This window comes from Cellulosimicrobium sp. GQ32 (assembly GCF_059758455.1).
Genome location: NZ_JCAXEP010000016.1, coordinates 69170 through 95301, shown reverse-complemented (window position 1 = coordinate 95301; position 26132 = coordinate 69170). Strand labels below are relative to the sequence as shown.

The following is a 26132-nucleotide window of genomic DNA, read 5'->3' as shown; positions in this document are numbered from 1 at the left end:
GGCCTCGACTCGTTGTGTACCCGCCGATACCGTGCGACTCGCCCGTCCGTGCGTGAATCGACCCAAGAGAGAAACGATGGCGACCGAGACCGAGAATCCCGTCCAGACCAATCCGGTCGCACGTGCCCTCCTGTCGGGCCTCGACAAGGCGGTGCAGATCGGCCGTCCAGCGATCCTGGGTCACGTCCGCGCAACGGTTCGTCGTGATTCTCACGCGAGCCCGGAGAAAATCGTTAGGTCTCTCGGACGGCAGTTCACCGCGGCCGTCAGTGCCTCCGGAGCGGCAGCGGGAGGCGTCGCTGCGGCACCCGCCGTCGGTCTCCCGGCCGGTCTTGCGCTGGGTGCTGCTGATGCCGCCGCATTCACGACCGCGGCGATGACCTACGTGCTCGCAGTCGCCGAGGTCTATGACATCCCGACCGAGGATGTGGTGCGTCGTCGCACTCTGCTGCTTGGCGTCATGCTCGGAGACTCCGCCACGCCCATCATCACGGAGGCGGCCGGACGGACCGGGGCGCACTGGGGCCGGAGGGTGGTACAGAGCGTTCCGGTCTCCGCGCTGCGGAGAGTCAACAGCGTTCTCGGAAAGAACTTCGTGACGAAGTACGGGACGAAGCAGGGGATCCTCGTCCTCGGCAAGACGATTCCGTTCGGGATCGGCGCGGTCATCGGGGCCAGCGGAAATGCCGCGTTTGCACAGTTCACGATCCGCTCGACCATGAAGACCTTCGGGTCTCCGCCGACTGACCTTCCGTCATACCTGCGTCGCAGCACAGATAGCGATGACGACGAAGACGTGGTGGATGCCGGCGTGGTCGACGCCGAGATCGTCGACGACTGATCAGGCTGCCCAGCCCGGCCTGACGAGTGCGGAGTGCCACCAGGTCCGACGTCGGTTGGCGACGCTAGCCTCCAGACATGGTCCAGCCGCAGCCCGTCAGTGTCGTTACCTACGACATCCCTGATTACCTTGTCGAGGCGTATCGCCATGCCGGGATGGTGGCGTGGGACACCGAGACCTCTGGACTCGATCCGCTGAGCGATGAGATGCAGCTCTGCCAGCTCTCAGCCCGAGGTGTCGGGACCACCCTCGTTAGGGTCGACCGCGGGCGGCCTGCGGGTCTGATCGCTCTGCTGACAGACCCTGCGGTGCGTGTCGTCATGCACCACGCGCCGTTCGATCTGCTCTTCATGCGCATTGCATGGGAAGTCCGAGCGACCAACGTCCAGTGCACAAAGATCGCCTCGAAGCTTCTTGCTCCCCAGAGTCCGTCGTCGGAGCACAGCCTAGCGAGATTGTGCTCGCGTCTCCTCGGCCTCTCGCTGCCGAAGGGGCCCGTCCGGACGAGTGACTGGGGAGCGATTGCGCTGTCGGGCGAGCAGCTCCGGTATGCCGCAGCCGATGTCGACCACCTCCTCGACCTCTATGACGTGCTCAAGGGAAGGCTGATGGGGGCCGACCTCTTGGACCTCTACGACCGGTGCTGCGCCTTCCTACCTACCAGAACGGAGACAGCGACGCTCGGCCTGGAAGACGTCTTCGCCTATTGAGAGTTCGTCTCGGGAATGGTTCGCCATCGTGGGCCGGCGAAGAACTCGAACCCGTCGATGCCGGTGGCGGACAACTCTGCGAGTACTCGCATGTGGGCGGGAGCCTCGGGGCCGTTGACTCGCTGAACCCGTGCGCTGACGTCCGCTCGCTGGCGAAGCCGGTGGAGGTCTTCGAGGAGCAGGTCGGGCACCCAGCCGATGACCTCTCCCGATGCGGTCACCAGGAGCGCATCGGGGTTGTGGGAGTTCGTCGGTTCTGGCTCGAGCCGCAGCTCTTGACCGGGGACCAGGGCCGAGAGCGTGCGCTCGACGTACGGGGGCTCGACGCGCTGCGCTACGCCGTCGCGGACGATCTCGTTCTGAGCGACGTGACGGGTGCCGTGGACGAGGAAACTGCAACGGACGGTGCCGTTTACCACCTTCGGGACGGGGAAGAGCTGCAGGCGATCGACCTCGCGTCGGCCGTGGGACCGCGCGAGCTGCTCCCACGGCTCGTCGTCATCGGGCGCGAGCCCGAGCTCAGAGATGTACCGCACGTAGTCGGGACGACGGGGGCTCATCGCTCGTTGCGCGAACAGGTGGAAGAGCGTCTCGCTCGTGTACCGGCGGTTGAGGTCACGAAAGCCGAGCAGGGGACGAAAGCCCTCGATGTCGCGGACACCGTCAAGGTAGGCAAAGCCATACCCCGCGTCGTCGTGAGACAGCACGCCGATGGGCACGATGCGTCGAGTCTGCGGGTCCTGCCATGCCACGATCATGCGTCGGTCGCCTAAAGAAGAACGCTGGCGCCCACTATGCGCCTCGAGTGTTGCGGTCGCACTCATGCCGGAGCCTCCTCGCGTTCTCGTCCAGTAGCCGGATGATGAACGTACTCGTCCCCTCTGACAGTCCAGGGGTTCTTTCCACCACCGTACGCGCGGTCGACGTGGGAAGCGCGGAGGCGGCGTCTCGCCAGAAACGTCGCCCGTCTTCAGAGCAGAGGGCGACGCCGTCGAGGGCGAACGTCACGAGGCTGGGGATCGACCCTGATCCGGCGTTCTCGAATCGAGTGGCGCGACCGTTCTCGGCGAACCGCTGGAACTGAACGCTGTCGGCGGCAAGCGCGCAGCGCTGTTCCTCCGTGAGGCCGTAGCCGAGGGAGCTCGCGTGATCGAAGGTCGGGCTGAGAAGGCGCCGGGCGTCGGCACCGGTCTCGGGTTCGAGCACCGCCCAGTTCTGTTCGTGCCGGTCGGCGTTGCCGATCCAGGCGTCGAGGATCAGGTACCCGACGAACGCGTCGAACGCCGTCAGTTCGGGCGCTGCCGCTGGCGGCGGATCGACGTCCGCGAGTGCAGCGCGGATGTTGGCGAGGGAGTGGCCGGGACGGGTCTTGCGTTCGGCGCCGACACGCTCCTCGTACGGTTTGAACCCAGGTGCACCGCAGTCAAGAAGCTGGTCGGCGCCGCTCCGGAGGGCGAAGCCAGGAGGGACAACACGTCGGGAGATCAACCCGTCGAACCCATTCCTTGTCGCCGGTTCGACGTGCGCGTGGGGCAGTCGGAGCAGTCCGGCGAGATGCGAGGCGATCACCTCTGCCCAGTCCATGCCCATGCGGGTCCCGTTCTTACGGAACCGCACCGGCTTGTACAGCCACCGAACGTCCTCCGGATCTGCGAGCCACCACTTCTCCGCTGCGCCTACCGGCTCTTCGGCGATGGCGCGCCAAGACGTCACGTCTCTCCGTGCGTACGGGGCGAAGCTCACCCGGAGGAGGCTATGCGAACCATCGCCCGAGCACTGGTAACTCCGTCGCGCGCCGCGTCGGACTCAAAAGGCGGTGACCTTCAGTCGCCCGGGGGCAGGTCGCGGACCTTCCGCCACAGCTCGGCATCGGCGGCTTCCATGCGGTAGTGCCACTGTCCGGCGACGTTGACGAACCCGAGCGGCGGGTTGGAGCGCTGGTAGCGCGAGTAGACCATCCGCGAGAGCGCGCCGGAGACACCGGCGATCTGTGCCGACGTCAGGTCGAGCCCGGCGAAGTCACCGCCCCGCAACAGATCGCCCACTCGCTCGGTGGCGACGAAGTCGAGGACGGCGAGAGTGGTGGGGGCGCAACGGCCCGCGAGGTCGGTGAGCTCGGTCTCGGTCCAGGGCACCTCGGCCAGCGTGGCGGGTTCGGAGCTCTCGGTGATGACCTCGCCGGGCACCTCGTGGTCGTCGGCCGCGGGCTCGACGGCCGGGGGTCCGGGCCAGACGGCGCAGATCGCCTTGGTGAGGGCCGTGGACCGGGCGCGGATGTCGTCCTCGGTCCACGCGTCCGGGTGCTGGGTGACGATGTGCTTCGTGAGGACGAGCAGGGCGAACTCCTCCAGGAGGCCGCGCTTGCCGCGTCCCACCATGCCGCCGGTCTTCATGCCGGACGCCTCGGTGTCGGTCCAGGGGCGGTGAGACAGCGAGCCGTTGAGAGGCTGCGTCACGAGTGTGAGGTTGCCCAGGGTGTTCACGAGCTGGTCGCGTGCGGCAGCCTCCTCGATGCCGAGGGGCGGCTCGGTCTCCCAGTGCGTACGCCAGCCCTGCGGCATCACGTGCTCCACCTGAAGCCTCGGCGGCTGGGGGAGGTTCTCGTTGAACTTGGTGCGCAGGCTCGTCTCGACGGCCCACAGCACCTCGGCGATGCGTGACTGCCGGATGTTGCCATAGAGGCGCAGACCGGGCAGGACGGCGAGCATCTCCTCGTCCGTCGGCCAGTACCGTGCATCGGCTGACTGGCGAGCCAGGTAGTCGCGGACGGCGTCACCGGCGGTCTCGACCGGGGCGTCGGCCATGATCTTGAGGATCGCCACCATGAGCTGGTTGACCCCCTTCATGGTGGCGCGCACGAGCGTCCGCCGGATGACCCAGCTCTCCAGGGCGTTGAGGCCGACGGCGACCTGAGCGGTGGGGACGTCGTGGTTCTCCGAGACGAACCACAGGAGGAGTGGACTGGTGGCGGCGAGCTCCATCGTCTCGACGACCCGGGAGTAGAACGAACCCTCGGGCGAGGTCGGGTCGAGCTGGGCGAGCTGGCGGTACGTGTCTGCGTCGCGGCGCATCGCGCCGAGGAAGGCCTCCGCGCCGGCGGCGTCGGTCATGTGGGGCTGCGCGTACTGGGTGAAGGTGCGGAAGACCTGCTCGGTCTTCACCTCGTCGCGCATCCGCATGGTGAGCCAGTACTGCAAGAAGATGTCGATGCGGGAGCGGGTGTGCCGACCCTGGGAGATCTCGGCCCGCCACCAGGTGTCGTCGAAGTCGACCCAGTGCGTGTCGGGCCATGCCTCGACGTCGGCGCCGACGGAGGAGCCGACCTTGTAGACCCAGTTCTTGATGAGGTCGGCCTTGAGCAGCGGCGTGCCACGGTCGTTGAGGGTCTCGAAGATGAGCTGGGAGTCGTCGTGGCCGGTGAGGTTGATCGCGACGACGTAGAGCCCGTCCTGAAGAGTCGACGTCAGCGCCCACGCCCGCTGCTCCTCGGTGCCGGGCGGCAGCGCCCCGTCATCGTCCGGCTTGCCCTCGAGCCAGGCGCGGGCCTCCCGGCGGAAGAACCGGTGTGCCTCAAGGACGCGGTGCTCGCCGTCGGACGGGCGGGTGTCGTCCATCGCCTGCTCGAACGCCCCGCGATCCTGCCGCGACGGCCACAGCTTGAAGCGTTCGGGCTTTCCGCGGAATGCCGCGGACTTGTTGAGGGCAAGATCCTCCAGGTCCTCGGCGAGGGCCTCGTGGCCTCGCTCCGCGATGGCCGACTGCACGGCGTCAATGACGAGCTGGAGCGTGGTGGTGCGCTGCTGGCCGTCGATCACCAGGTGCCGAGTGACGTCGCCGACGACGGGCGGTCGCGACTCGTAGACGATGGCACCGAGGAAGTGGCGCTCCGGGTCGACGGCCGTAGCGGACTCCGACGGGAGGTAGCTCACGGCGACGCGGAGGATGTCCTCCCACAGCGGCGCCCACTGGTCCTCTTCGTTCCACACGTACGGACGCTGGAACGAAGGGATCTCGTAGTGCATCTTCCCGTCGAACAGCTGCCGCGGGGTGAGGGCGTCGGCCTTCATGGTGACTCCTTCGTCAGAGCGTCTTGCCGTGGGTGAAGTAGGCGTACTCGATCTCGTCGCGGCGGATCGGGCGACCGAGCTCGGTGGCGGCGAGGTCGGCCTCCGTGGTCGCGATGTCGAGCCACTCCGGGTAGCGGGCTGGTGCCCAGCCGTACGTGGGCTCAGACCAGTCGTGCAGTGCGTTCAGCGCCTTGACGACGAACTGGTCCATGATGAGCGCGCCGTCCGGCTGCTCGACCTTCGCCGCGTCAGCGACGTAGAGGAACTTGGTGAAGAACGCCGGTCCCAGGTGCTTGATCGATGCCGTACCGCCACGGTTCAGCTCGCGGTAGGCAGCGGAGGGGCCGTCGGTGCGGAGAGCGTCGACTGCCACCGCGAGCCGCTTCTGGAGATCCGCCGAGTCGGTGTCGCGGAAGGTGCGGGATCGCCGGCCGACGAGGAATCCCAGCTTGCCTGTGCCCCAGACGTAGCCGGCGAGCAGGGCGCGTGACTCCCAGCCGTCGGTGCCGTCGGCCGTGGCCAGCATCTCGTCCCGTGTGATGCGGTGGTACCCGCGACCGTCCGGGTCCGCAGGGAGGTCGTCGAGCCATCCGGACACGGACACATCGCCAATGCGGCTCGTCCACCAGGCCGGGCGGAACCTGAAGCCCTGGCTGAGCAGACCCTCGGACTCCGGCAGCAGGTCGAGGATCGTCCGGCCTCCCGCGAGCGCGCCCATCAGCTTCCACGCTCGGCGAGGCGGCGCTCGAACTCGGCGTAGGCCTGGCGCATGTGGGCCTCGCGGTCGAGGGTCTGGAAGGGGAGCTCGTAGCTGTAGGCGACACCGCTGCCGGGGTGGATGGCGGTGAGGTCGTCCTCCGAGAAGCGGCCGTCGTTGCCGCCCTTCTTGCGCCAGGTGGTCAGGACGCTGTTCGGGACCAGGCGGCCGTTCTCGTCGTAGTGGTCACGGTTGCGGTCGTAGCCGTACAGCACCGGGAACTGGGTGCGGTAGATCGTGCACAGCTCGTCCGCCGTCAGACCCAGCGACAGCGCCACCAGGGCGTCTATCTCCAGCAGCGCCTGGCGGCGGTCCTCTGCCCGGCGGAGCGGCGTCTCGCGCGTCCAGTCCGGGCCGACATCGCCGAGGTCCACCCAGCCCGTGCGCTCCGGCAGGCCGGTCCACGAGTCGTCGCGGAACGCCTCGTTGTAGCACTCGGCCCACAGGTCGGCGTAGGCGTCGGTGAGGCAGTTCAGGCGAAGAACCCGCAGCACGATTGCCCCTCGCAGCGAACCTTGTGGGAGCGGAAGCCGGTTAGTGGTCTCCCAGCTGATCGAAGACTTCGGCGCCGATCGGACACCGAAGTCAGCGACAAGGGAACTCAGAGTTCCGGCTACGAGAGGAAGGTCCCAGGGCTCATGACGCGGTGCACCGAACGAGTAGACCGTGTGGATGTGAGCACTGCCGGGTGGGATCAATGCCGGGATCAGGGTTCGTTCGCCAGTGTTCGCGGCCATGTTGCGCCAGGCGAGGCGGTAGAAGGCGCGGGCGGAGACAGTCTCGGTGCGGACGGTGGTGCCGTCGGTGCGGGTGGCGGTCTCGACATGGCGGATGTACTCCGGGTCCACGACGGGGGAGCCGTCGGCGAGCCCGCCGTTCGGCCCGACGACGACGTCGCGGGTCCAGTGTGTGTATGCCGCGTCGTAGATCTTGCGGTCGCCGCGCGGCTTGTACGACGTCGCCGGGATGGTCTGCGCGTCGAGCGCCTCTATATCGACCTCGGTCCAGTCGAGGTGATGCTTCATCGAGGGGTTCGGCGTCTTGTAAGCCGGAGCCGCGACGTAGAGATGAGGGCCCTGAACGATGACGTCTTCCCAGGAGGGGACCTCACCCCACTCGGAGTCGAATCGCCCCTTTGCGCGGTCGATCGACTCATCCCATCCGCGGGAGAACTCCAGGGCCAGCGTGCCGATTCGGGGCGCGGAGGCGAGGCTGTCGAGTGCCGACGCGGCAGAGCGGTTAACCGAGTACACCATCCGCGTCTGGCGCACGGGAACGCCCTCGTCCTCGAGTATGTGGTGCCAGGTGCTGAGGGCGTTGTCGTCGACTCTCACGATGCGTGATGCGTGAGGTCGGACGTCCCAGCGTCCTTCAGGGTCCTTGATGCCGGGCTCGTCGCCGCTGCCGTCGTGAGCGAATGAGCGTTCGACGGTATCAGGGTGGTAGAGCGAGGTTGCCTGGAGGAACCTCGGAGCGGCCTTAGGGCCGTACACGTTAATGCCGTAGCGCTTCTGGTGCTGAATCTCAAAAAGCTGGAGCTCGTTGATGAACTGCCAGTGCCTCCGAAGGTGTTCGTAGGTCGCGGCCCGCAGCATTCCCCCCTTCTCGTCTGTGAAGTGCGACTCAAGGTGGATAAGTGCTGTAATTCCGAGAGGGGACTGGTGCCTCCACGTTCGCTCGATGAAGCAGCGGTACAAGTCAGGCTGTAGCCCGACGAGGTGGGGGTAGTTTGTCGCGTCGCCGACGTAGGCCGCGGTGACAGCGACGTCCGTCGTTCCATCTACGACGAGCGCCTCGACCTCGGGCAGGGCAAGCGTCTCGGCTCGCTTCGATCGCACCTCGTCCTGCGTGGCCTTGTTCTTGAGCTGCCACCAGGGGTCGCCCTCAGCGAGCAGCGCCTCGACGTCGGAACGCGGACGCACCCATGGTGGGTTCCCGACCTGGAGGTCGAAGCCGCCGCGCGCGGCAATGACCGGGGTAAAGTCGAGCTCCCAGTGGAAGAAGCCCTGTTGCGTGGCGACCCGCTGACATACAACAAGCCAGGGGTGATCGCGCAGGAAACAGTCAGGGTTGCTCGCGCCAGCCGAGGTCAGCTCGATGTCGGCTCGGTCGAGGTCGTCCCAGTCTGCCGACCCGGCCTCGATGAGGGTCTGGTCCCCGCCCGTCCACTTGCGGCCGCGTCCAGAGGCGCCGGTCTCCGCGTGGACGCCGAGCACGGCGCGCAGGCCAGCGATCCACTCGTCCAGAGTCGGCGGGCCGACGGCCACCGCGTTGCCGTCGCCGGTTGTCACCCGGGTTACAGCGTCGGTGAGGGGCCAGAACCACAGCGCGCACCACGCATCCATGACGAGGCGAAGCCGTTGATAGGCGCCCTTCGCGTCGTCGAGTGCCTCTTCGATCTGCTTTCGGGTCACGGTTCCGCCGACAGGTAGATCGTCAGCACCCCAGACGTCGATGGATCGGCGGATCTGATCCTCGGCGATGCGGAGCCGTTGGTGCGCGAGGTCCCACAGCGTCTCGACGCGGTGGGCCAGATTGACCAGCTCGTCGGTCTGCTTCTTCGACGGGGTGACGAGCACCGCCTTGCGCCACGCCTTGAGGCGGGCGAGCGCCTCGGGTGCGAGCTCCTTCGCCTCCTTCGCCTCGACGGCGCTGCCCCAACCGGCGGCAGGGAGAAGGAAGTGGTGGATGCGCCCGCCCACGTCGCCCAGCGAGCTCGACCGCCCGGCCGCGCGGTCGTCGTCGGACGGCGTGAGCGGCACGTCCGTGGGCACCGCGGTGAGCCATGCCTTCTTGGCGAGCTGGTCACGGCGGTACACCGCACGACGTGCGCCGATGAGGGAGTTGCCGCGCTTGAGGTGCAGACCGAACCATGGCGCCTGGAGCCCCTTGCCCATGGTGTCGAGCCACAGGGAGATCTCGGCGAGCTCGACGGCGGTGCCGTTGAGGTCGACCCCGTACACGTTGTGCAGGGCGATGTACGCCTTGACCTTCTGTAGCTCGGCCGCGTACGCGTCGGGGTCGATCCGCTCTCCCGTCTCCTCCTGCTTGCGCCGCAGGTACGCGGCGGCGAGCTGGCGCACCGCCTCGATGGCGAACGCGCCGGAGCCGAGGGCCGGCTCGCAGACGGTGAGGTCGAGGATCTCGCGCGCGGTCATCTTGCGGGGGACCTCGCGACCTTCCCACTCGACGGAGCCCTCCTTGACCTCGTCCGGCCCGATGAGCTCGACGAGCGCCTGCGACACCGTGAACCGGGTCAGCACCTCGGGCGTGTAGTACGACGCCGACTGCTGCCGCTCGCGCCCCGCGAGCCGGAACACGAACGTGCCCTGCTCGTGCACCACGGGCTTGAGCTCGCCCGTGACGGGGTCGGGCGCCTTGACGAAGTCCTTGGACGCGATGGACTGCGACCGCACGACGGGCACGACCCACGAGCCCTTCTCGGAGTTCCCGTCCTTGGCGACCTCGTGCAGGTCCTCCTCGGCGAAGAAGCCTGTGTAGCTCATGAGGCCCTCGTACACCGCGCCGAGCTGGTTGATGCCGAGCTCGGCGTAGGAGATGAACCCGCGGTCCTTGCCCTTCGACTCCTTGCTCAGCAGCAGGTGCCGCAGCACCTGCTGCAGGGCGGCGTTGCCCAGCCCGACGGCGTCGATGTGCGCGGTGGCCTTCGGCAGGAACAGGTCGGCCTTGAGCGGTTGGAACGTCAGGCCGTCCGCGCCGTCGTCGACGCGCTGCACCTCGCCGTCGACCCGCTCGCCACGCGAGGCGCCCGCCGCGCCGTCGTGCCCCTCGTCGACGAGCCCGAACAGCGTGGCGAGCGACTGGTAGAGGTGCGTGCCGTCCGTCGACCGCGGACCGGCGATCTCCACGAGCGTCAGCTCGCGTAGCCGGTCGAGGCTGTACCCCTGCTCGTACGTCGGGTCCCCGACGGGCAGCACGCCGAGCTCCGGCGACGCCTCGGCGAAGAGCAGGAAGAGGATGCGGTAGAGGTAGCGCAGCGCGTGTCGGGCAAGCTCCTGAGCCTCGGCCTGCGGCAGCGGCTCCAGCCCCTGGGCGGCGCGACGCCGCACCACCTCGTTGGCGATGATCTCGATGGACAGCCGCACACCCTCGCGCAGGTCCTTCGACACCCCGACCGTGTGCTTCACCGACTCGTCCAGGACGCCCGGCCACCACAGGTTGCCCTCCGGGTCCGGGGCGAGTGACGCCGCCTCGACGCACGTCAGCGCCATGTCCGTCTCGCCGCCGCGCTTGTCGTCCGCGCGCTCGGCCACGAGCTGCAGGTCGACGGCGAGGTACCGGCCCTCGGCCCAGCGGGTCTTCTCCGCGACGAGCATCCACCCGCCCGCCAGCACGAGAGCGAACTCCGGGGCGTCGTCCTGCACGAACAGGTACGACAGCAGCCGCGCCACGGAGTGGATCTGGGTCTTGTCGTCGACGTCGTACGGCTCGAGCAGGGTCCGGTCGGCGCGGGCCGGCTTGATCGGGTCGCCCTTGGCCAGCAGCGACTCCACGTCCTTGACCGCCACCGCCTCCACGATCGCGAGCGGCGCGGAGGCCTCCAGCCCGGTCGCGTGGACCCACTCGACCGGGCCGTCCTTCTTCGACTGGAGAGCCGCCGACGAGTAGCCGAGCACCGTGCGCAGCTCCGCGTACAGCTCGGGCAGCACGGCGAACCGGCCGCCCTCCTCGCCCAGCACTGCGAGCGTGGACAGCAGATTCGCCCGCGCCGCCACGAACCGGGCGCGCGTCGTCTGCTCGCCCTCCTTCGCGGCGTCGTCCCACGCCTTGCGGCGCTCGAGCACTTGCGTGCGGAACGACTGCTTGCCGTCCGTGCCGAAGTAGTGCTCGCTGATCCAGTCCTCGCCGACGACGATCGCGTCGCTCGCGGCCATCAGTGGTTCTCCTCGGTGTGCTGCGGGACGACGACGAGCAGAGGCCGCAGCAGCGTGCGGTGCGGCACCATCTCGCGCGCGAGGCGCGACTCCTCGTCGACGTCGGACTGACGGTTCGTGATGCCGGCCTTGGCGGCCGCGGCTTCGCGGCTCATGAGCGCGGACGCCTCCATGCGCCAGTGCTGGCTGCGCTTCAGCCAGGACTCGACCCGCTGCTGCGTCTCGCCGCGGATCGACTCGATCTGATCGCCGACCGCAACCTCTGCCGACCGGATCGCCTGTCGGACGAACGGTTGGAACGCCTCCGCGCCGGGGATCGCTCCGGTGTTGGTGGTACTGAGGGCCAGGTGCGCGACGGCGTCGGCCGACGACCCGTGCTGGCTCACCAGCCCGAACGACGGGCTGTCCGGGTTGGGGAACGCCACCGTCTGGTACGACGTCGCGACGACCTGGCCGCGCGCGTTGTACAGCGCCGCCTGCACCAGGACCGTGAGGTTCTCGACGTCGCCCCGCACCGCGAACACCTGATTGCGGCCCAGCGACGCGAGTGCACGGTCCGACGCCCAGTCGACGATCGGGTGCAGCGGTCCGAGGAAGTGCGCCTCGGGCCACGTGGACCGGGACTCCGCGCTCTTCGCGTTCGTCAGCTCCTGCTTGCCCTGCGCCACTGACGTCGCCAGCCGCAGCGTCTCCGTGACGCGTCGGTCGGCCAGGTACGACTGCGGCAGGACCTCCAGGCGCTGCTGCAGGTCGCGCGGCGGCTTGAGGGAGGCGATCGACTGGTGGGGGAACGTCTTCCACGCGACGCCGTTCGTCGGCTCCTGGCCCGGTGTCGTGTAGATCTGGGTGAGCGCGTCCTCGAGGAAGGACAGGTCGTCGTCGTACACGCCCGTGCGACCGCCGGTTTCCACCGTGGCCGCCGTCTGCTCCGGCGTGGCGGGGCTCGCGCTGCCGAGGTTCATCAGGCGCGCCAGGAGGCCCGCGGGGCCGTCGTCGGCGGCGACCTCCTCGACCTCCTTCACGACGCTCTCGAGCGGCTTCGCCTGCCGCAGGACGTCCGCGATCGCGCGCTCCTCGGCCTTCACCGAGTACTCGCCCATGAGCGACGCGGTGTCCCCGAGCGCCTGGTGCGCATGGTGCTCGCGGTCCACCAGGCGGGTCAGGACGCGGATGTCGCCGCCGAACCGCGTCGTCGTCTGCGGGTCCAGCAGGAGCGTCGTGATCTGCGGCGCGTGCTTCTGCCCGTAGCGGTCAATGCGGCCGTTGCGCTGCTCGATGCGGATCAGCGACCACGGGATGTCGTAGTGCACCAGGTGGTGGCAGTGGCTGTGGAGGTTGACGCCCTCGGACGCCACGTCGCCCGTCACTAGCATGCGGATGGGGGAGGAGGCGAGCTTGAACGACTCGACGATCTCCTGCTGGTCGACGTCGGACAGCCCGCCGTGCAGGACCACGACGTTCTCGTCCGTCAGACCGAGGTCCTTGACGAGCTTCGCCTGCAACCAGCCCAGCGTCGCCACGCGTTCGGCGAAGACGACCGCACGGGTCTCCGCGCCCTTGCGGACGCCTATGCCGCCCAGGTGGGCCAGCAGCGCGTCGTACTTCGCGGACGGTTCAGTCCTGGACCGCACAGCAAGCTGGTGCAGGCGCGTCAACGCGGCACGCTCGTCGGCGCGCGAGCCGGTTCCCGCAGATGCCCCGCGTTCGGGGGACGCGGGCTCGGGTGACCCGGTGCCGGGAAGGTGCGCGTCGCCGTCGGGCACCTGCTCAGTGCTGTCGGGTGCGACGAGCGAGTCCTCGTCGTCGGACTCCTCTCGCCCACCCTCGAGGACGCGGAGCCGCTTGCGCACCGACTCCTCCAGCGCCGCGGGCGAGGACAGGAACGCTTTGGCCAGGGTCCACGGGAACAGCGTCGCGCCGCCCTTGCCCGAGTACGGGCTGGCGCCACCCGCCGGCCAGAGCCACGTGCGCTCGAGCTCGACCGCAATCTCTTCCTCGATCGGCGACGGCGTGACGAGCCTGTTCTGCGGCTCCTTGCGCTCCGCCCAGTCCGAGCCCACGACCGACGCGACCTCGGGGGAGTGGCGGTGGCGGCGCACGATCAGCCGCTCCACCTGCTTCTCCTCCAGCTCCACCCCGTCCGGCTTTACCGCCGACGGCTCGAGCATGCGGATGAGCGCCGCGAACGACTTCGGGTCGCCGTTGTGCGGGGTAGCGCTCGCCAGGATCAGGGCGTCGGTCTGGCGGGAGAGCATCGTCGCGAGGCGGAAGTTCTGCGTCGAGGAGTTCGTGACGTTGTGCGACTCGTCGATGACGACGGCGTCCCACCGGTGCTTGCGCAGGTGCGCCACGTACTTGTCGGACTTCAGCGTGTCGATCGAGATGATGACGCGCTTGAAGTAGGCGAAGGGGTTGCGGTTCGCCGGCAGCTTCTGGCGGATGCGCTGGATCCCGGTGCTGTCGAGCCGGACGAAGGGCAGCGCGAAGCGCGTCCACAGCTCGAACTGCATCTGCTCGAGCACGTGCTTGGGGGTGACGACGAGGATGCGCTCGCCGCGGCCTCTCCGGGCGAGCTCGGAGAGGATCATGCCGATCTCGAGCGTCTTGCCCAGACCCACCGCGTCGGCCAGCAGGATGCGGGGGCGAAGGTTGTCCGGGTCCAGCGCCTTGCGCACCGCGGCGAACTGGTAAGGCAGCGGGTCGGCGAGCGCACGGTGCGCGGTGGTGAGTGCCTGGTCGGCGATCGGGACCGGAGTCTTGCGCAGCATCGCCTCGAGCCACAGACGGGACTCGCGGTACTTGGGCGAACCGTCCGCCACGACCGTCGTCTCCGCCGGGTCCGCGACCACGACGTCGTCGATCGCCGTCGAGAAGACCGCCTCCGTGTCTCGGACCAGCTCGGACAGTCCGACGACGTGGACCAAGTGGCCGTCAGTGCGTGGCTCCACCTGCGTGACGAGCCATTCCTCGTCGCGGACCACCACCATCGAACCCGGGGCTGCGTTGAAATCTGTCCGTGACTCCGTCGCTGCTGTCACGTGCCTACCCCTCGGTCGTGCTGTGTCGTTGCGCATGGAACGGGCGACACCTCAGTCGCTCGGGACATCCTCTCGCGGAATGACACAGCAGTCGCACTGCACGTTCCAGAGGCATGCTCACCCGGCCGTGTCGAACCACGGCGAGGCTAACCCGTAGCCGTGCGGCGAATGTCCGGTTCGCGGATGAAATTCACGTGGGTGCGATGACGAATGCACGCTCGGACAACTTCACCCGCTGCGGGGCTGAAGAGATGACCTCGGCCCGGTCCCCATGTTGGTGATACGGGTTACAGTCGCCGAGATTGTCGCCGTTGTGCGGCTCATCCTCACCGTGCGACGCGCAAGGAATCACCGTGACCGACATGCCACCTGGCGTCCCCTCCCCGTCCGACATCGAGGCCGTCGACGTTCAGCTCGACCTTCTCGTGAGCGATCAGTGGTCATGGGCTGCGTCCCGTGCCCGGATCCCGCAGATCTCCGAGCTCACGGTGACAACGTCTGCGCCTCTCCCTCGTGTGCGCGTCGAGATCGCGCTCGTCGACGGCGATGTGCGGTACGGCAGCGCGGTCGTGCACGACGGTCCGATCACGACGCCGGAGCTGAAGCTCGGAAGCGTCCACGTTCCACTGTCCTCGGCCGTCATGGCAAAGCTCGACGAGCGGCGCAGCGCCGACTGCGTCGTCACCGTCTCGCACGACGGCGGTCAGGTACTCGCCCAGTCCGTGTACGCCGTCGATCTGCAGCCTCGCGACCTCTGGTTGCGTGTCGGCGATCCTCGCCGCACCGATAGTTCTCGGAAGCTCCGGGTGATGCTCGCCGAGCTCGAGGAACGTCGCAAGCGTGGCGACGTGGGACCTGATGGCACGGAACTCGACAAGAAGATCCAGGCGGTCTCCGCGCTGCTGCGACGGAACGATGACCTCTCGGCATCGTTGCTCGCGTCGTTCGTGCTGCCGAATCATCCCGAGGTGCTCGCGCTGGCGCGAGAGGCAGCGGATCTGCTGGGACGAGCGACTGGCGATCCGTCGTTCCAGGCTCTTCAGATCGACGACGTCGCCCAGGCAGGTCTACGCGTGGAGCACACGATCAGCGCGATCTACGACGCCCTGAGCACGCGTCAGATCGCCTACTCCGAGCCACCTCCCGGTTGGGACTACGCCAGCGAGGGGCAGCGGATCCGCGACCACGGTGTCGTCGCGCGTCGCGGACTGGGCACGTGCCTCGACACCACGGTGCTCATGGCAGCCGTCGCGGAGCATGTCGGACTGCTGCCCGTTCTCGTCCTGGTCCCGGGGCACATCTTCCTCGGCTACTGGATGCGCGATCCGCATCATCGCGGGAAGCGTCAGGAGTGGTACCCCGGTCGCCCCGTCGTCGGCGAGCCGGAGACGATCACGTTTCTGGTCGAAGCAGGGTTCCTCGGGCTCATCGAGACGACGGCATTCACCGTTGGCAAGAGTCTGTCGGACCAGGATGCGCGGCTCGAGGCGAAGCTCGGTCGGTTGCCGCAGGGATTTGCCGAGGGGCCGGTCGAGCTCATCGACGTCGCCGCGGCGCGGCGCGCAGGCGTCTCCCCACTGCCGGCCGTCCACGAGCGTTCGGACGGAGTCACCGAGGTCATCGAGTACCAGGCGGACGGTCGACCCGCCCAGGTGGCGCAGGTCCGGCCGGCGCAGGGCGGAACTCTTCTTGGCGAGCGCAACGTCGACCATCACCCGGCCCGCTACCGGACCTGGAAGTCGTCCCTCTTCAGCCTGGGCGCCAACAACGCGCTGCTGAACCTTGGTCACGGTCCGACAGTCCAGCCCGTTCTCGTGCCGGGCGAGGGCTTGGGCGAGCTTGAGGACCGACTCAATCAGGACGTCGACTTCAGCCTGCTGCACGGAGCCGAGGTGCTGGAGGTCGACCGAGCTCGCGACGTCTTCAACGCGCTCCAACTGCCCAGTGACGACAGATTGCGTCGGATGCGTGATCGTACGCTCTACATCCAACGAGAGAGCCGTGCCGCGTCATCGGCGGGCCTCGTCACGAAGGCCAAGTTCGTCTCGGAGCTTCGATCGATGGGTCGGCGCGCCAAGGACGCGCGGGACGAGAAGGGCATGAACCCCCTCTTCCTCTGCCTCGGCCTGCTCAAGTGGTCACACAAGGCCGGAGCGGTCGCAGAAGCCCCTCTAATCCTTGTACCCGTGCATCTCTCCGAGCGCCGGACGAGGGGCCGCTTCACGCTCTCGCTCGATACGTCGTCGCAGACCACACCGAACGCCGCACTGATCGAATGGCTGCGGCGCGAGCACGAGCTGACCATCCCCGAGCTTGCTGAACCTGCCGCCGATCGGGCTGGGATCGACGTCGATGCCGTGCTCTCGTCAGTAGGAAGGGCCGTCGTCGACCGGGGGCTTCCGTTCGTCGTCGAGGCAGAGGCGCGACTGGCTGTCCTGGACCTGACCTCGTTCCGGATGTGGCGTGACCTGCACCAGCACGGTGACTCCTTCCTGGAGCGGCCGTTGGTGAACCACCTCGTGCGCACGCCGACCGAGCACTTCGTCGACCCGGCGATCGCCGGCGACGGCGAGACGGACGAGTCTGCGCTCGAGGACCTGCAGACGCCGATCCCCGCGGACGCGACGCAGAAGCAGGCCGTCGTCTGGGCTCGGGAAGGGCGCACGTTCGTGCTTCAGGGACCGCCCGGGACGGGCAAGTCCCAAACGATCACCAACATGGTCGCCAAGTGCGTGCAGGCCGGGCAGAAGGTCCTGTTCGTCGCCGAGAAGGGCACCGCGTTGTCCGTCGTCCAGCGGCGACTCGACGCCATCGGGCTGTCGCCGTTCACGCTCAACCTCCACCACGAGGGCTCCAGCTCCGCGGTGGTGCGGGATCACCTCAAGCGGTCGCTGAACGCGCGCGTGTCGCCCGACCCCGTCGCGATGGAGAACGCCCAGCGGCGACTGAAGAGCGCCCGCTACGAGCTCGGGCAATACCCGACGAGGCTGCACCAGAAGAACGGCGTCGGTCTGTCGGCGTATGGCGCGCACGACAAGCTGCTCGTCCTCGGCGACGGACCGACCGTCGACGTGCCGATCGAGATCGTCGCCCACCGGCCCGACGTCGTGGACCAGCTCAGGGAGGCGTTCGCCCGGCTGCCCCACCTGGCCGCGGGAGCGGAGGTGCGGCCGGACCATCCGTGGCGGTTCGTCGGTCGCCAGCCCGTGACGCGCGAGGAGCCCGCCGCACTGTCGACGGTCCGGAGCATTCTCGACGGACTGTCGTGGGTCGACAGCCTGAGCGGCCCCTTGCGTACGGCGCTCGACACGGCGGAAGCACCGGGTCAGCTTCGGCTCCTCGCCCTCGCCGCCGAGCCGAACCTTCCCCGTGGGCATGAGCTCGATGCCGTGCTGCAGTCCGCCTGGCTCGACGAAGCCCACCGCGGCGTCGAGCTGTGCGAACGGACCGTGGCCGACCGGCGGGGATATCTCTCCGGGTTCACGCCCGAGGTGCTTGCGCTCGACCTCCGGGGCATCGGTGGAGCGTTCGATGCGGCGTCGGCGTCGGGGCTCGTCGGTCGCGCAAAGCGGCAGGCTGCCGCGCTCGAACCCCTCCGGGAGTTCTCGCCGGGCGGGGCGGGAGTCGACCCGGCCGCCGCCCGGACCGTGCTGGGCGCCCTCATCTCGGTGCAGGACGCGGCGAACTGGTGCGTTGGGGTTCTTGCGACGCTCCCTGGGCTCGACCCGGGGCGCTGGATCAACGTGTTTGGCGACGGTGTGCTCGTCTGGGTCCGCCGACGCCTCGACGAGCTCCTGACGATGACACAGCCGCTACGCGAGGAATCGGCTTGGGGACGGAGCGTCCGGGAGCTCGCGAGCGCAGGAATCACGTCGTACCGGGAGCAGCTGCGCACCTACGCCGACGCGTGGACGAGCGCGTTCGAGAAGTTGGGTGCGACGCCCGCCGACCTCAACGTCTGGCGGGACGGTGCGAGCCTGTCGTCTGCGGCTCGGCGGCACGCCGCCGCCTGGCGACAGCAGCTCGAGCATGAGCGGTTGCTGCCCCTGCTGCGGTGGACCGAGCTCGTCGGCTCGCTCCAGCCGCTCGCGGACGCCGGCATGAGCGCCGTCAGGGCAGAGATCCTCGACGGACGTCTCGCGCCGGACGTCGTGGACGAGGCGTTCGAGCGCGGGCTCGCCCGCGCCTCAGAGGCCGAGCGCCTGCGGTCGCAGGGCCTAGACAGGTTCGACTCGGAGGCGCACGACCGGCGCGTCGTCGGGTACTCCGAGGCCGAGGCGGAGGTCCGCAGGCAGTGGGTGACGAGCGGTCCCGCTGAGCTCCTGGAGCGGCGCGGCGGGAAGGGCCTCGGCGCTCGCACGGGGGGACTCGCGCGCGAGCTGGAGAAGACGCGCGGGCGTCTGGGGACTCGCGCGATCCTCAAGCGCTACGGCAGTGCCGTGCAGGAACTGACCCCACTCGTCCTGGCAAGCCCGTCGTCAGCGGTCGACCTCATCGAGCCCGGGGTCATGGACTTCGACCTGGTGATCTTCGACGAGGCGTCGCAGATCACCGTGCCCGAGGCCGTCGGGGCGATCGGGAGAGCCCGGGCCGTTGTCGTCGTCGGGGACAGCAAGCAGATGCCCCCGACGAGGAAGGTCGGCACGCAGCCCGCGACGGACGAGGAGATCGAGGACCCCGAGCTCGAGATCGTCGAGGACCAAGAGTCGATCCTCAGCGAGTGCGAGCTCGCGCGGGTCCCCACGTTGAGGCTCTCGTGGCACTACCGCAGCCAGGACGAGGCTCTCATCGCGTTCAGCAACGGGGCCTACTACGACGGCGACCTCAGCAGCTTCCCTGCACCGACGCTGCTCTCGGACACGACCGGGGTCGAGCTGGTCAGAGTCGAGGGCAAGTTCATCCGTGCGGGCAGCACCGAGAAGCGTGACCTGGGGAGCGACGTCGTCGCCGGGAAGGGCACCAACGCCGACGAGGCCCTGGCCATCGTCGCCGCCGTCCAGGAACTGCTCGCCGAACCCACTCCGCCGACGATCGGCATCGTGACCTTCAACGAGCAGCAGCGCCAGCTCGTCGAGGAACTCCTGAAGAGTACGGGCGACCCGAACGTCCAGGCCGCGATGAACGAGCCTGCGATGGGACCGTCGGACGTGCTCTTCGTCAAGGCGCTGGAGCAGGTCCAGGGCGACGAGCGTGACGTCGTCCTGTTCTCCGTCGCGTTCTCGAAGCAGGCCAACGGCAAGATCCCGCTGAACTTCGGTCCGTTGTCGAACAACGGCGGTGAACGACGGCTCAACGTCGCCGTGACCAGGGCCCGGCGAAAGAACATCGTCTTCTGCAGCTTCGACCCTGACGAGCTCGACGCCGAGAGCGCGTCGTTCCGCGGCGTGAAGGACCTCAAGAAGTTCCTCCTCTTCGCTCGCGACGCCGGGCTCGGCGAGAACGCCAGCCCAGCCGTGGAGAAGGCTGCCGTGCGGGATCGGCACCGCGACGAAGTCGCCGCCGCGCTCCGCGCGGTCGGGCTGCACGTTCTGGCCGACGTCGGGCTCTCCGACTTCCGGCTCGACCTCGTCCTGTCCCGCCCCGAGCGTCCGGACCGGCTACTTCTGCCCGTGCTGCTCGACGGGGAGAGCTGGAGGTCGCGCGGAACCGTCTCCGACAGAGACGTCCTCCCTGTCGAGGTGCTGCAGAACCTCATGCGCTGGCCCGCCGTGGCTCGGATCTGGTGGCCGATGTGGCTGCAGAACCGCCAAGAGGTCGTCGACCGGATCCTCGCCCAGGTCGACGCGGTCGAGCTCGCGCTCGCGACGAGCGAGGAGATCGTCGAGGATCTGGAGCGCGTCAACGAGGAGACCGTCACCTCGGTCCCGACGCCGGTGCGAGCCGCCCAGGAGCCAGACAGCTTCTCTTACGGTCAGGTGAACGATCTGTTCGGCGCACCGCCTGATCTCTTCGCGGAGTCCCAGGACGCGCTGGACGACGAGCCGGTTGTCGCGGAGCTGTCGAGCGCACTCTCGAGTGATGCCATGGTGGGTCGCGTGGCCGCCGACGTCGGCGTTCCTGCAGCGCCAGTGACAACACTGGACGCGGTCGAGGCCAAGCGCTCGACCGACAACGCGAGCATTTTCGTCCCAGCTCACACCGACGTCGCGGGCAGCCGCGACGTGCTCGATGCCTTGCCCGATCGTGCGGCCGCGGTCGCCGTCCGGGCTCAGGTGATGGACGTGATCGCAGTCGAGGGGCCGGTTGCCATCGACCGTCTGGTCCGTGTCGTCGGGCGACGATTCGGTCTCACCGCGGTCCGCGCGTCCCGAGCGGCCGACATCGCGAGACTCGTCCCTCGAACCCAGATCCGCAAGAGCGCGCTCGGCGCCTTTGCCTGGCCAGCCGATCTCGACCCCGAGTCGTGGACTGGGTACCGCACTCCTGACCCAGACTCGACCCGCCGGTTTGACGAGATCGCACCAGAGGAGATTCTCAACGCCATGCGCGTCGTCGTCGACAGCGATCCTGCGCTGGATGACGAGGAGATCCTCCGACGGACCGCGGCGATCTTCGGTTTGTCACGGCTCAGCGCTGGAGCGCGGAGACGTCTTGAAGCTGTCATCGACTCGCTCGGGTAGGCACACGCGTCGTCCTCAGCTGCGCGGCTCAGCCTCTTCAAGGCGTTCCAGTGCAGCCATGAGAACAGCCCGCCACATGTGCTGCGGGGCGTTCTCCTCGAGGAGGTCGAGGACGTTGCCGGTGTGAAAGAGCACTGTCTTCTGCTGCGCCGACGACAGGCCGTCCAGGGCGGTGGCACCGGCCGAAGCCCTCGGAGCCGCGCTCGTCGGGGCTGGCGGCATGGCGTCGCCGGGAAGGGGTGGCTGTGCCGCGCGGGAGTCGGCAGCGCGCGCTGCGCGCGTTGAAGGAATGTCGGTCGCAGGAGCGTTCGCCGGGCTCACCGTTGAGAGAGCCTGAGGGAGTGTGCCCACCGGGTAGACGACGTCCAGGTACTTCGTCGTGCGGGTGAGTGCGATGTAGAGCATGCGCTCGCCGTGTGGTCCCGCGCCGATGATCTCGGCAGGGTCCACGACGACGACGGCGTCGAACTCGAGGCCCTTCGCAGCAACCGGGCTGACGAGGTTGATCGACGCGCCGAGTGCACCGTTGTCCGCGTCGTCCCAGTTGATGTCCTCGTCACGGAGCGCCGCGATGATCTCGTCGCGCCGCGCGTCCGGGCACACGACGCCGAGGAACCTGCCCTTGCCGGAGTGCTCCTGGATCGCCTCGAGCACGGCGCGAGCAACCGATGCCGGCTCTTCCTCGCGGAGCTGGGGGTCGCGTGGTGCGTCGCGCACGACGAGAGGTGCTGTGACACCGGGCGCCGCTGTGGGCAGGAGCTTCGCGGCGAGATCCATGACCTGCCGCGGGACGCGGTATCCGTACTTCAGCTCGACGGACTCGTGCGGGAGAGGTGAGCGGAGAAGAGCGACGACATCGTCCCAGCTGTCGCGCGCCCAGAGCCCGGTCGACTGGGCGATGTCGCCGACGACGGTGAACGCTCCGTTCGCCGAGCGACGTCGGATGGCCAACCACTGCATCGGGGAGAGGTCCTGGGCCTCGTCGACGAGAATGTGCCGATAGGACTCGTTCTCGCCGCCCATCTCCGCTGCCGCGTGGTCCAGCAGGACGACATCCTCACGTGACCAGGACTGCTCCGACATCCGCTGGGCCGACGCGCGGCGCAGCAACTGGAGCTCGCCGACGGTCAGTGACGTTCCCTGCGCTGCGGACACCAGCCGCTCCAGCGACCCGAAGAGGTCGCGCACGTACGACTGCGGTGACAGCTGAGGCCAGATGCGCTCCACGGCGTTGTCGATCTCGGTGGCGTCGAGAAGATCGCGAACGTCCCCCGAGAGTCGGTCGCCGTCGTCCTTGGCGCGCCGACGAGCCTTGACCGCGATCTCGGAAGCGAGGCGCTCACGGAAGGTGCCCCGGCCGACGGAGTAGGGCTTGTCGCTCTCGTCGTCGATCAGGGTCGCCAGCTCGATCGGTTCGAGGCGCACGCGCCACGAGACGCCGCGCACGGTGAACGGCTGGTCCTCCGTCGGGAAGCGCAGCCGGTCCCGCAGGCCCTTCGCCAGGACGTCGACCATGCGGTCGTCGCCCTTGAGCCGTGCCGCTGCCGGATCCTCCTTGACGTTGACCGTGACCGGCTTTCCGAGCAGCCCGGTGACGTCGGTCTGGCGTACGTGCTCGTCGCCCAGCTCGGGGAGCACCTTGCTGATGTACCGGGTGAACGTCGGGTTGGGGCCGATGACCAGGACCTCGTCAGGTGCGACGTCACCCTCGTAGAGGAGCGAGGACACGCGGTGGAGCGCGACCGCGGTCTTCCCCGTGCCGGGCCCGCCCTGGACGACGAGCAGCTGCTCGGCGTCGGCGCTGATGAGTGCCGCCTGCGCCGCCTGGATCGTCTCGACGATCTGGCGCATCTCCGGCTTGCGCTCCTGCTCGAGCGCATCGACCAGCAAGGAATCTTCGCCCATCACGTAGGCGACAGGATCCTGTCCGGGGTCGAGGTCCTCCAGCGCTGCGATGCGCCGGGCGAGCTCGGCAAAGACCGTGTCGCTCGTCTCCGTGATCGTGTTGACCGGCTGGACGTGGTAACGCCGCTGACGGAGGACGTCGCCCGGGTCGTGTGCGGTCGCCGAGGCGAGCCCCTGGACGAAGCGGGCCTTCCACGAGTAGACGAGGACGTCACCGGCGTCGTCCCGCACCCCAGCGCGCCCGACGTAGAACGTCTCGTCCTCCGTGTCGATCCGTAGGTACGCGGCGGCGTCCGAAGGATCTCCCAACGTGTCGTCGGCCTCGGCGTTCGCCTTGAGCCTGCTCGCGGCCTTGTTGTCCCCCGCAGCCGAAGGCGCCGCGCTGCGCGCGGCCCGCTTCGCTTCCCGGACGTCGCGGGCATGGGTGAAGTAGGCCTGCTCGTCAGCGAGCGACGCGGCGACCGGCGGAGTGTTCACACGTCTCCTTCGATGTGGTTGCGCGAACACTAACCCGTACCTCCGAGACGGTGGTGAAACCACCTCACGGTTTCACCCGCGCCGTGAAGCGAGTGACCTTCGTGAGCGGGTTACGGGCGTCCAAAGCGCTCGAAGCGCCAGGCAAGGAGCTCTCGGTCGGGTCTGTCGGCACGACGGCGGGGGAGCGTGAGGTGGCGCCCGTGCATCTCCTGAAGGCCGTGCTTGAGCATCGGGCCGTCGATCTCCGCGAGCAGGTCGAGCGCGATGCGTACCTCGCCGTCTGGCGTCACGCCGAGCATGTTTTGGTCGTACGCGGCGTGATGGATCTTGCAGAGGGCGAGCCCGTTGTTCACGGTCGGCAGTCCACGCTCGTCGCTGTCTGGCACGATGTGCGCCGCGTCGAGCAGCGCGCCGTGCTTGAGCTCGCAGATCGCGCACCGAGTCTCGTAAGCGACGAGGACGCGCGTGCGGAACGCCGGCTGGTGCAGTCGCTGCTTGGCGAGCCGGAGGGCGTACTCGCGCTGCGGGGTCGTGAGGTGGGCCGGGTCGGGAATAAACCGGAAGGCCTCGTCCAGGGCGATGAGGAACTGGTTGTTCTCCGGCTCGTCGTCGACGACGTACACCGGCGCGACCGGTGTGTAGACGTTCGGGACCTCCTTGCGAAACAGGATGAGCGGCATCCCGCTCGTCATCGCTTCGCGGAGCTTCCGGTTGTCGCCCGACCACGGATCACCGGCGCGATACGCGTAGTGCAGGAGGCCGTCGTCGGACTCGGTGTCGTCGTACGGGCCGTTCGCCGAGGTCACGATGGACAGCGTCGACGAGAAGCTCTGCGGGTTGCGGATCCCGCGCGAGTAGTCGATCACCGGGAGCTTGCGGCCGTCGATGTGGAAATCGAGCAGCTCGTCGCGGAGTAGGAACCCTCCGTTCGCCTCAGCGCGTTCGTGCACCCACTGGATGATGCGCGTGCGGAGCGCAGCTTCAACGGCGGAGTCCATGCCGGAAGCTCATCAGGCACTCTCGCGGAGAGCAAGCGTCTTTGGGGTGAATTGTCGAACGTCAGCAACTCCGACCTGCTTTATTGCCTCGGCCATGTGCAGCGTAGATGTTCTGCTAGACGTAGCGTGGAGAGCCTGCTAGAGGTAGCCTAGAGGGCCTGCTAGAGGTAGCGTAGCTGGGTGGATATCTACCGTCGACGTGTCATCGACACCGTCCTGGATGATGTGCAGCCGTCGTTGCGGGCGGTCGTCCTGCAAGGCGCCAAGGGCGTGGGAAAGACCGCGACGGCCAGCAGGCGCGCGCGAACCGTGATTCGCCTCGACCGGGAGGTCGAGCGGACGACGTTCGCGGCTCAGCCGGAGATGCTCGCGGAACTGCCCGGCCCGGTGCTCATCGACGAGTGGCAGCGATGGCCGGAGTCCTGGGACGTCGTGCGTCGGGCTGTCGACGACGGATCTCCTCGGGGACGGCTCCTCCTTGCGGGGAGCTCTGCGCCCCGGGGAGCGACCGTCCACTCGGGGGCGGGCCGCATCGTCCCGTTCCGGATGCGGCCGTTGAGCCTTGCGGAGCGCGGAGTCGCGGAGCCCACGGTGAGTCTCGCCGCGCTGCTGCGTGGGGGTGCGACGATTACGGGCGACTGCGGCCTCCGGCTGACCGACTACGCGGACCAGATCGTGGCGACCGGGTTCCCGGGAATCTACGACGAGCCAGCGCAGACGCGTCTTGCTCTCATCGACGCGTATCTGGAGAACCTCGTCCAGCGGGAGTTTCCCGAGCAGGGCTACCCGGTACGCAAGCCACAGGTCCTCGCCGCGTGGCTGGCTGGGTATGCCGCCGCGACCTCGACCACGACCCAGTACAGCCGCATCCTCGACGCGGCCACTCCGGGCGAGGGGAACAAGCCGGCTCGGACCACGACGCTCGCGTACCGCGACGTCCTCAGTGGGCTGTGGGTGCTGGACCCGCTTCCCGCGTGGCTGCCCTCGCGCAACGAGTTCGACCGGCTCGCGAGCACCCCGAAGCACCAGCTGGCAGATCCGGGGCTCGCGGCACGACTGCTGCGGGCCTCTGCGGCGTCGCTCGTCCGCGGTCGACGCGACCATCTCCTGGGGCCGTTGTTCGAGCATCTCGTGGCGATGTGCGTGCAGGTCTACGCCCTCGCCAGCGGTGCAGCCGTCTCTCATCTGCGGACCCGCAACGGTGACCACGAGGTGGACGTCGTCGTGGAAGGTCCCGAGGGAAGCGTCGTCGCGATGGAGGTGAAGCTGACGCCCACCCCGTCCGAGGCGGACCTCCGGCATCTGAAGTGGCTCCGGCAGCGGCTCGGCGACGACCTGGCCGACGCTGTTGTCGTCACGACCGGGCCCCGTGCGTACCGCCGCCCGGACGGGATCGCCGTCGTCCCGGCGGCGCTCCTGGGACCGTGACACCTTGCCAAGCCCTTTTCAGGTCGGTGGTCGCCAGCCCAGCACCCCGCGGAGCGTCCACGCTCCCAGTGCCGCGCTCCACGGGCCGGTGAGCCGTGCGCCCAGGTCGCGGACGGTGGTCATCGCCGGGGAGATGGCGCGTGACATCGCTGCGGTCCGCGCGGACAGCGTCATGATCATCTCGACGCGCGGGCGGCGCTCGTCCGACCATCGCCGCAGCGACGCGGGGGCGTCGGCGACGCTCGTGCCGCCGCCGGCACGGGCGAGCGCGACGCCGGACGCGAGCCCGCCGATCCCGCCACCGACGACGACGGCCCGCGCGCTCATCACTCGATCTCACCGCAGAGGCTCACTGTCGTGACGCTACCCGGCGCAGCGGGTGTGGTGCCGCGTCTC

13 protein-coding genes are annotated in these 26132 nt (G+C 68.5%); 4 read left to right on the top strand and 9 right to left on the bottom strand.

Going from position 1 to position 26132, the window contains the following annotated elements:
• Positions 1–76: 76 nt before the first annotated feature.
• The gene (locus AC6CH9_RS19750; RefSeq protein WP_498156416.1) at positions 77–841 is read left to right on the top strand and encodes a hypothetical protein; all 765 of its coding nucleotides are present in this window, start codon (positions 77–79) and stop codon (positions 839–841) included.
• Between the two features lie 77 nt (positions 842–918).
• Complete coding sequence (locus AC6CH9_RS19745) at positions 919–1551, top strand: ribonuclease D (RefSeq protein WP_498156415.1); 633 nt, start codon at positions 919–921, stop codon at positions 1549–1551.
• On the opposite strand, the gene AC6CH9_RS19740 is transcribed toward AC6CH9_RS19745, so the two are convergent.
• The 6 genes from AC6CH9_RS19740 to AC6CH9_RS19715 form a co-directional block, all read right to left on the bottom strand.
• Positions 1545–2309, bottom strand: a complete 765-nt coding sequence (locus tag AC6CH9_RS19740) for an HIRAN domain-containing protein (protein ID WP_498156414.1) — start codon at positions 2307–2309, stop codon at positions 1545–1547. The two genes, AC6CH9_RS19745 and AC6CH9_RS19740, sit on opposite strands and share 7 nt — an antisense overlap.
• Positions 2310–2343: 34 nt before the next feature.
• Positions 2344–3294, bottom strand: coding sequence for a HipA domain-containing protein (locus AC6CH9_RS19735; protein WP_498156413.1), 951 nt, complete (start codon positions 3292–3294; stop codon positions 2344–2346).
• An 80-nt stretch (positions 3295–3374) separates the two neighbouring features.
• On the bottom strand, positions 3375–5618 hold the full coding sequence (locus AC6CH9_RS19730; RefSeq protein ID WP_498156412.1) for a DUF262 domain-containing protein: 2244 nt from the start codon (positions 5616–5618) through the stop codon (positions 3375–3377).
• Between the two features lie 13 nt (positions 5619–5631).
• Positions 5632–6336: an 8-oxoguanine DNA glycosylase OGG fold protein gene (locus tag AC6CH9_RS19725; RefSeq protein WP_498156411.1), complete on the bottom strand. Its 705-nt coding sequence runs from the start codon at positions 6334–6336 to the stop codon at positions 5632–5634.
• Positions 6336–10904, bottom strand: coding sequence for a class I SAM-dependent DNA methyltransferase (locus tag AC6CH9_RS19720; protein ID WP_498156410.1), 4569 nt, complete (start codon positions 10902–10904; stop codon positions 6336–6338). Before AC6CH9_RS19720 ends, AC6CH9_RS19725 begins: the two co-directional genes overlap by 1 nt.
• Before the next feature lie 365 nt (positions 10905–11269).
• Entirely contained in the window at positions 11270–14257 is a 2988-nt protein-coding gene (locus tag AC6CH9_RS19715; protein WP_498156409.1) for a helicase-related protein, read from the bottom strand.
• A 413-nt stretch (positions 14258–14670) separates the two neighbouring features.
• Between AC6CH9_RS19715 and AC6CH9_RS19710 the strand changes: the two genes are divergently transcribed.
• Positions 14671–20928, top strand: a complete 6258-nt coding sequence (locus tag AC6CH9_RS19710; protein WP_498156418.1) for a DUF4011 domain-containing protein — start codon at positions 14671–14673, stop codon at positions 20926–20928.
• A gap of 15 nt (positions 20929–20943) precedes the next feature.
• Here the strand turns inward: AC6CH9_RS19710 and AC6CH9_RS19705 are convergent, their stop codons facing one another.
• Positions 20944–23310: a HelD family protein gene (locus AC6CH9_RS19705; protein WP_498156408.1), complete on the bottom strand. Its 2367-nt coding sequence runs from the start codon at positions 23308–23310 to the stop codon at positions 20944–20946.
• A 110-nt stretch (positions 23311–23420) separates the two neighbouring features.
• Positions 23421–24308: an HNH endonuclease gene (locus AC6CH9_RS19700; RefSeq protein ID WP_498156407.1), complete on the bottom strand. Its 888-nt coding sequence runs from the start codon at positions 24306–24308 to the stop codon at positions 23421–23423.
• A 180-nt stretch (positions 24309–24488) separates the two neighbouring features.
• Here AC6CH9_RS19700 and AC6CH9_RS19695 point away from each other — a divergent pair, with 180 nt between their 5' ends.
• Positions 24489–25736, top strand: coding sequence for an ATP-binding protein (locus tag AC6CH9_RS19695; protein ID WP_498156406.1), 1248 nt, complete (start codon positions 24489–24491; stop codon positions 25734–25736).
• An 18-nt stretch (positions 25737–25754) separates the two neighbouring features.
• Here AC6CH9_RS19695 and AC6CH9_RS19690 read toward each other — a convergent pair whose 3' ends face one another.
• On the bottom strand, positions 25755–26063 hold the full coding sequence (locus AC6CH9_RS19690) for a hypothetical protein (protein ID WP_498156405.1): 309 nt from the start codon (positions 26061–26063) through the stop codon (positions 25755–25757).
• Positions 26064–26132 lie beyond the last annotated feature (69 nt).

What these genes read in the sequence shown, in the direction of transcription:
- AC6CH9_RS19750 (WP_498156416.1), top strand. Translation starts at nt 77, where the DNA reads ATGGCGACCGAGACCGAGAATCCCGTCCAGACCAATCCGGTCGCACGT.
- AC6CH9_RS19745 (WP_498156415.1), top strand. Translation starts at nt 919, where the DNA reads ATGGTCCAGCCGCAGCCCGTCAGTGTCGTTACCTACGACATCCCTGAT.
- AC6CH9_RS19740 (WP_498156414.1), bottom strand. Translation starts at nt 2,309, where the DNA reads ATGATCGTGGCATGGCAGGACCCGCAGACTCGACGCATCGTGCCCATC.
- AC6CH9_RS19730 (WP_498156412.1), bottom strand. Translation starts at nt 5,618, where the DNA reads ATGAAGGCCGACGCCCTCACCCCGCGGCAGCTGTTCGACGGGAAGATG.
- AC6CH9_RS19725 (WP_498156411.1), bottom strand. Translation starts at nt 6,336, where the DNA reads ATGGGCGCGCTCGCGGGAGGCCGGACGATCCTCGACCTGCTGCCGGAG.
- AC6CH9_RS19715 (WP_498156409.1), bottom strand. Translation starts at nt 14,257, where the DNA reads ATGGTGGTGGTCCGCGACGAGGAATGGCTCGTCACGCAGGTGGAGCCA.
- AC6CH9_RS19710 (WP_498156418.1), top strand. Translation starts at nt 14,671, where the DNA reads ATGCCACCTGGCGTCCCCTCCCCGTCCGACATCGAGGCCGTCGACGTT.
- AC6CH9_RS19700 (WP_498156407.1), bottom strand. Translation starts at nt 24,308, where the DNA reads ATGGACTCCGCCGTTGAAGCTGCGCTCCGCACGCGCATCATCCAGTGG.
- AC6CH9_RS19690 (WP_498156405.1), bottom strand. Translation starts at nt 26,063, where the DNA reads ATGAGCGCGCGGGCCGTCGTCGTCGGTGGCGGGATCGGCGGGCTCGCG.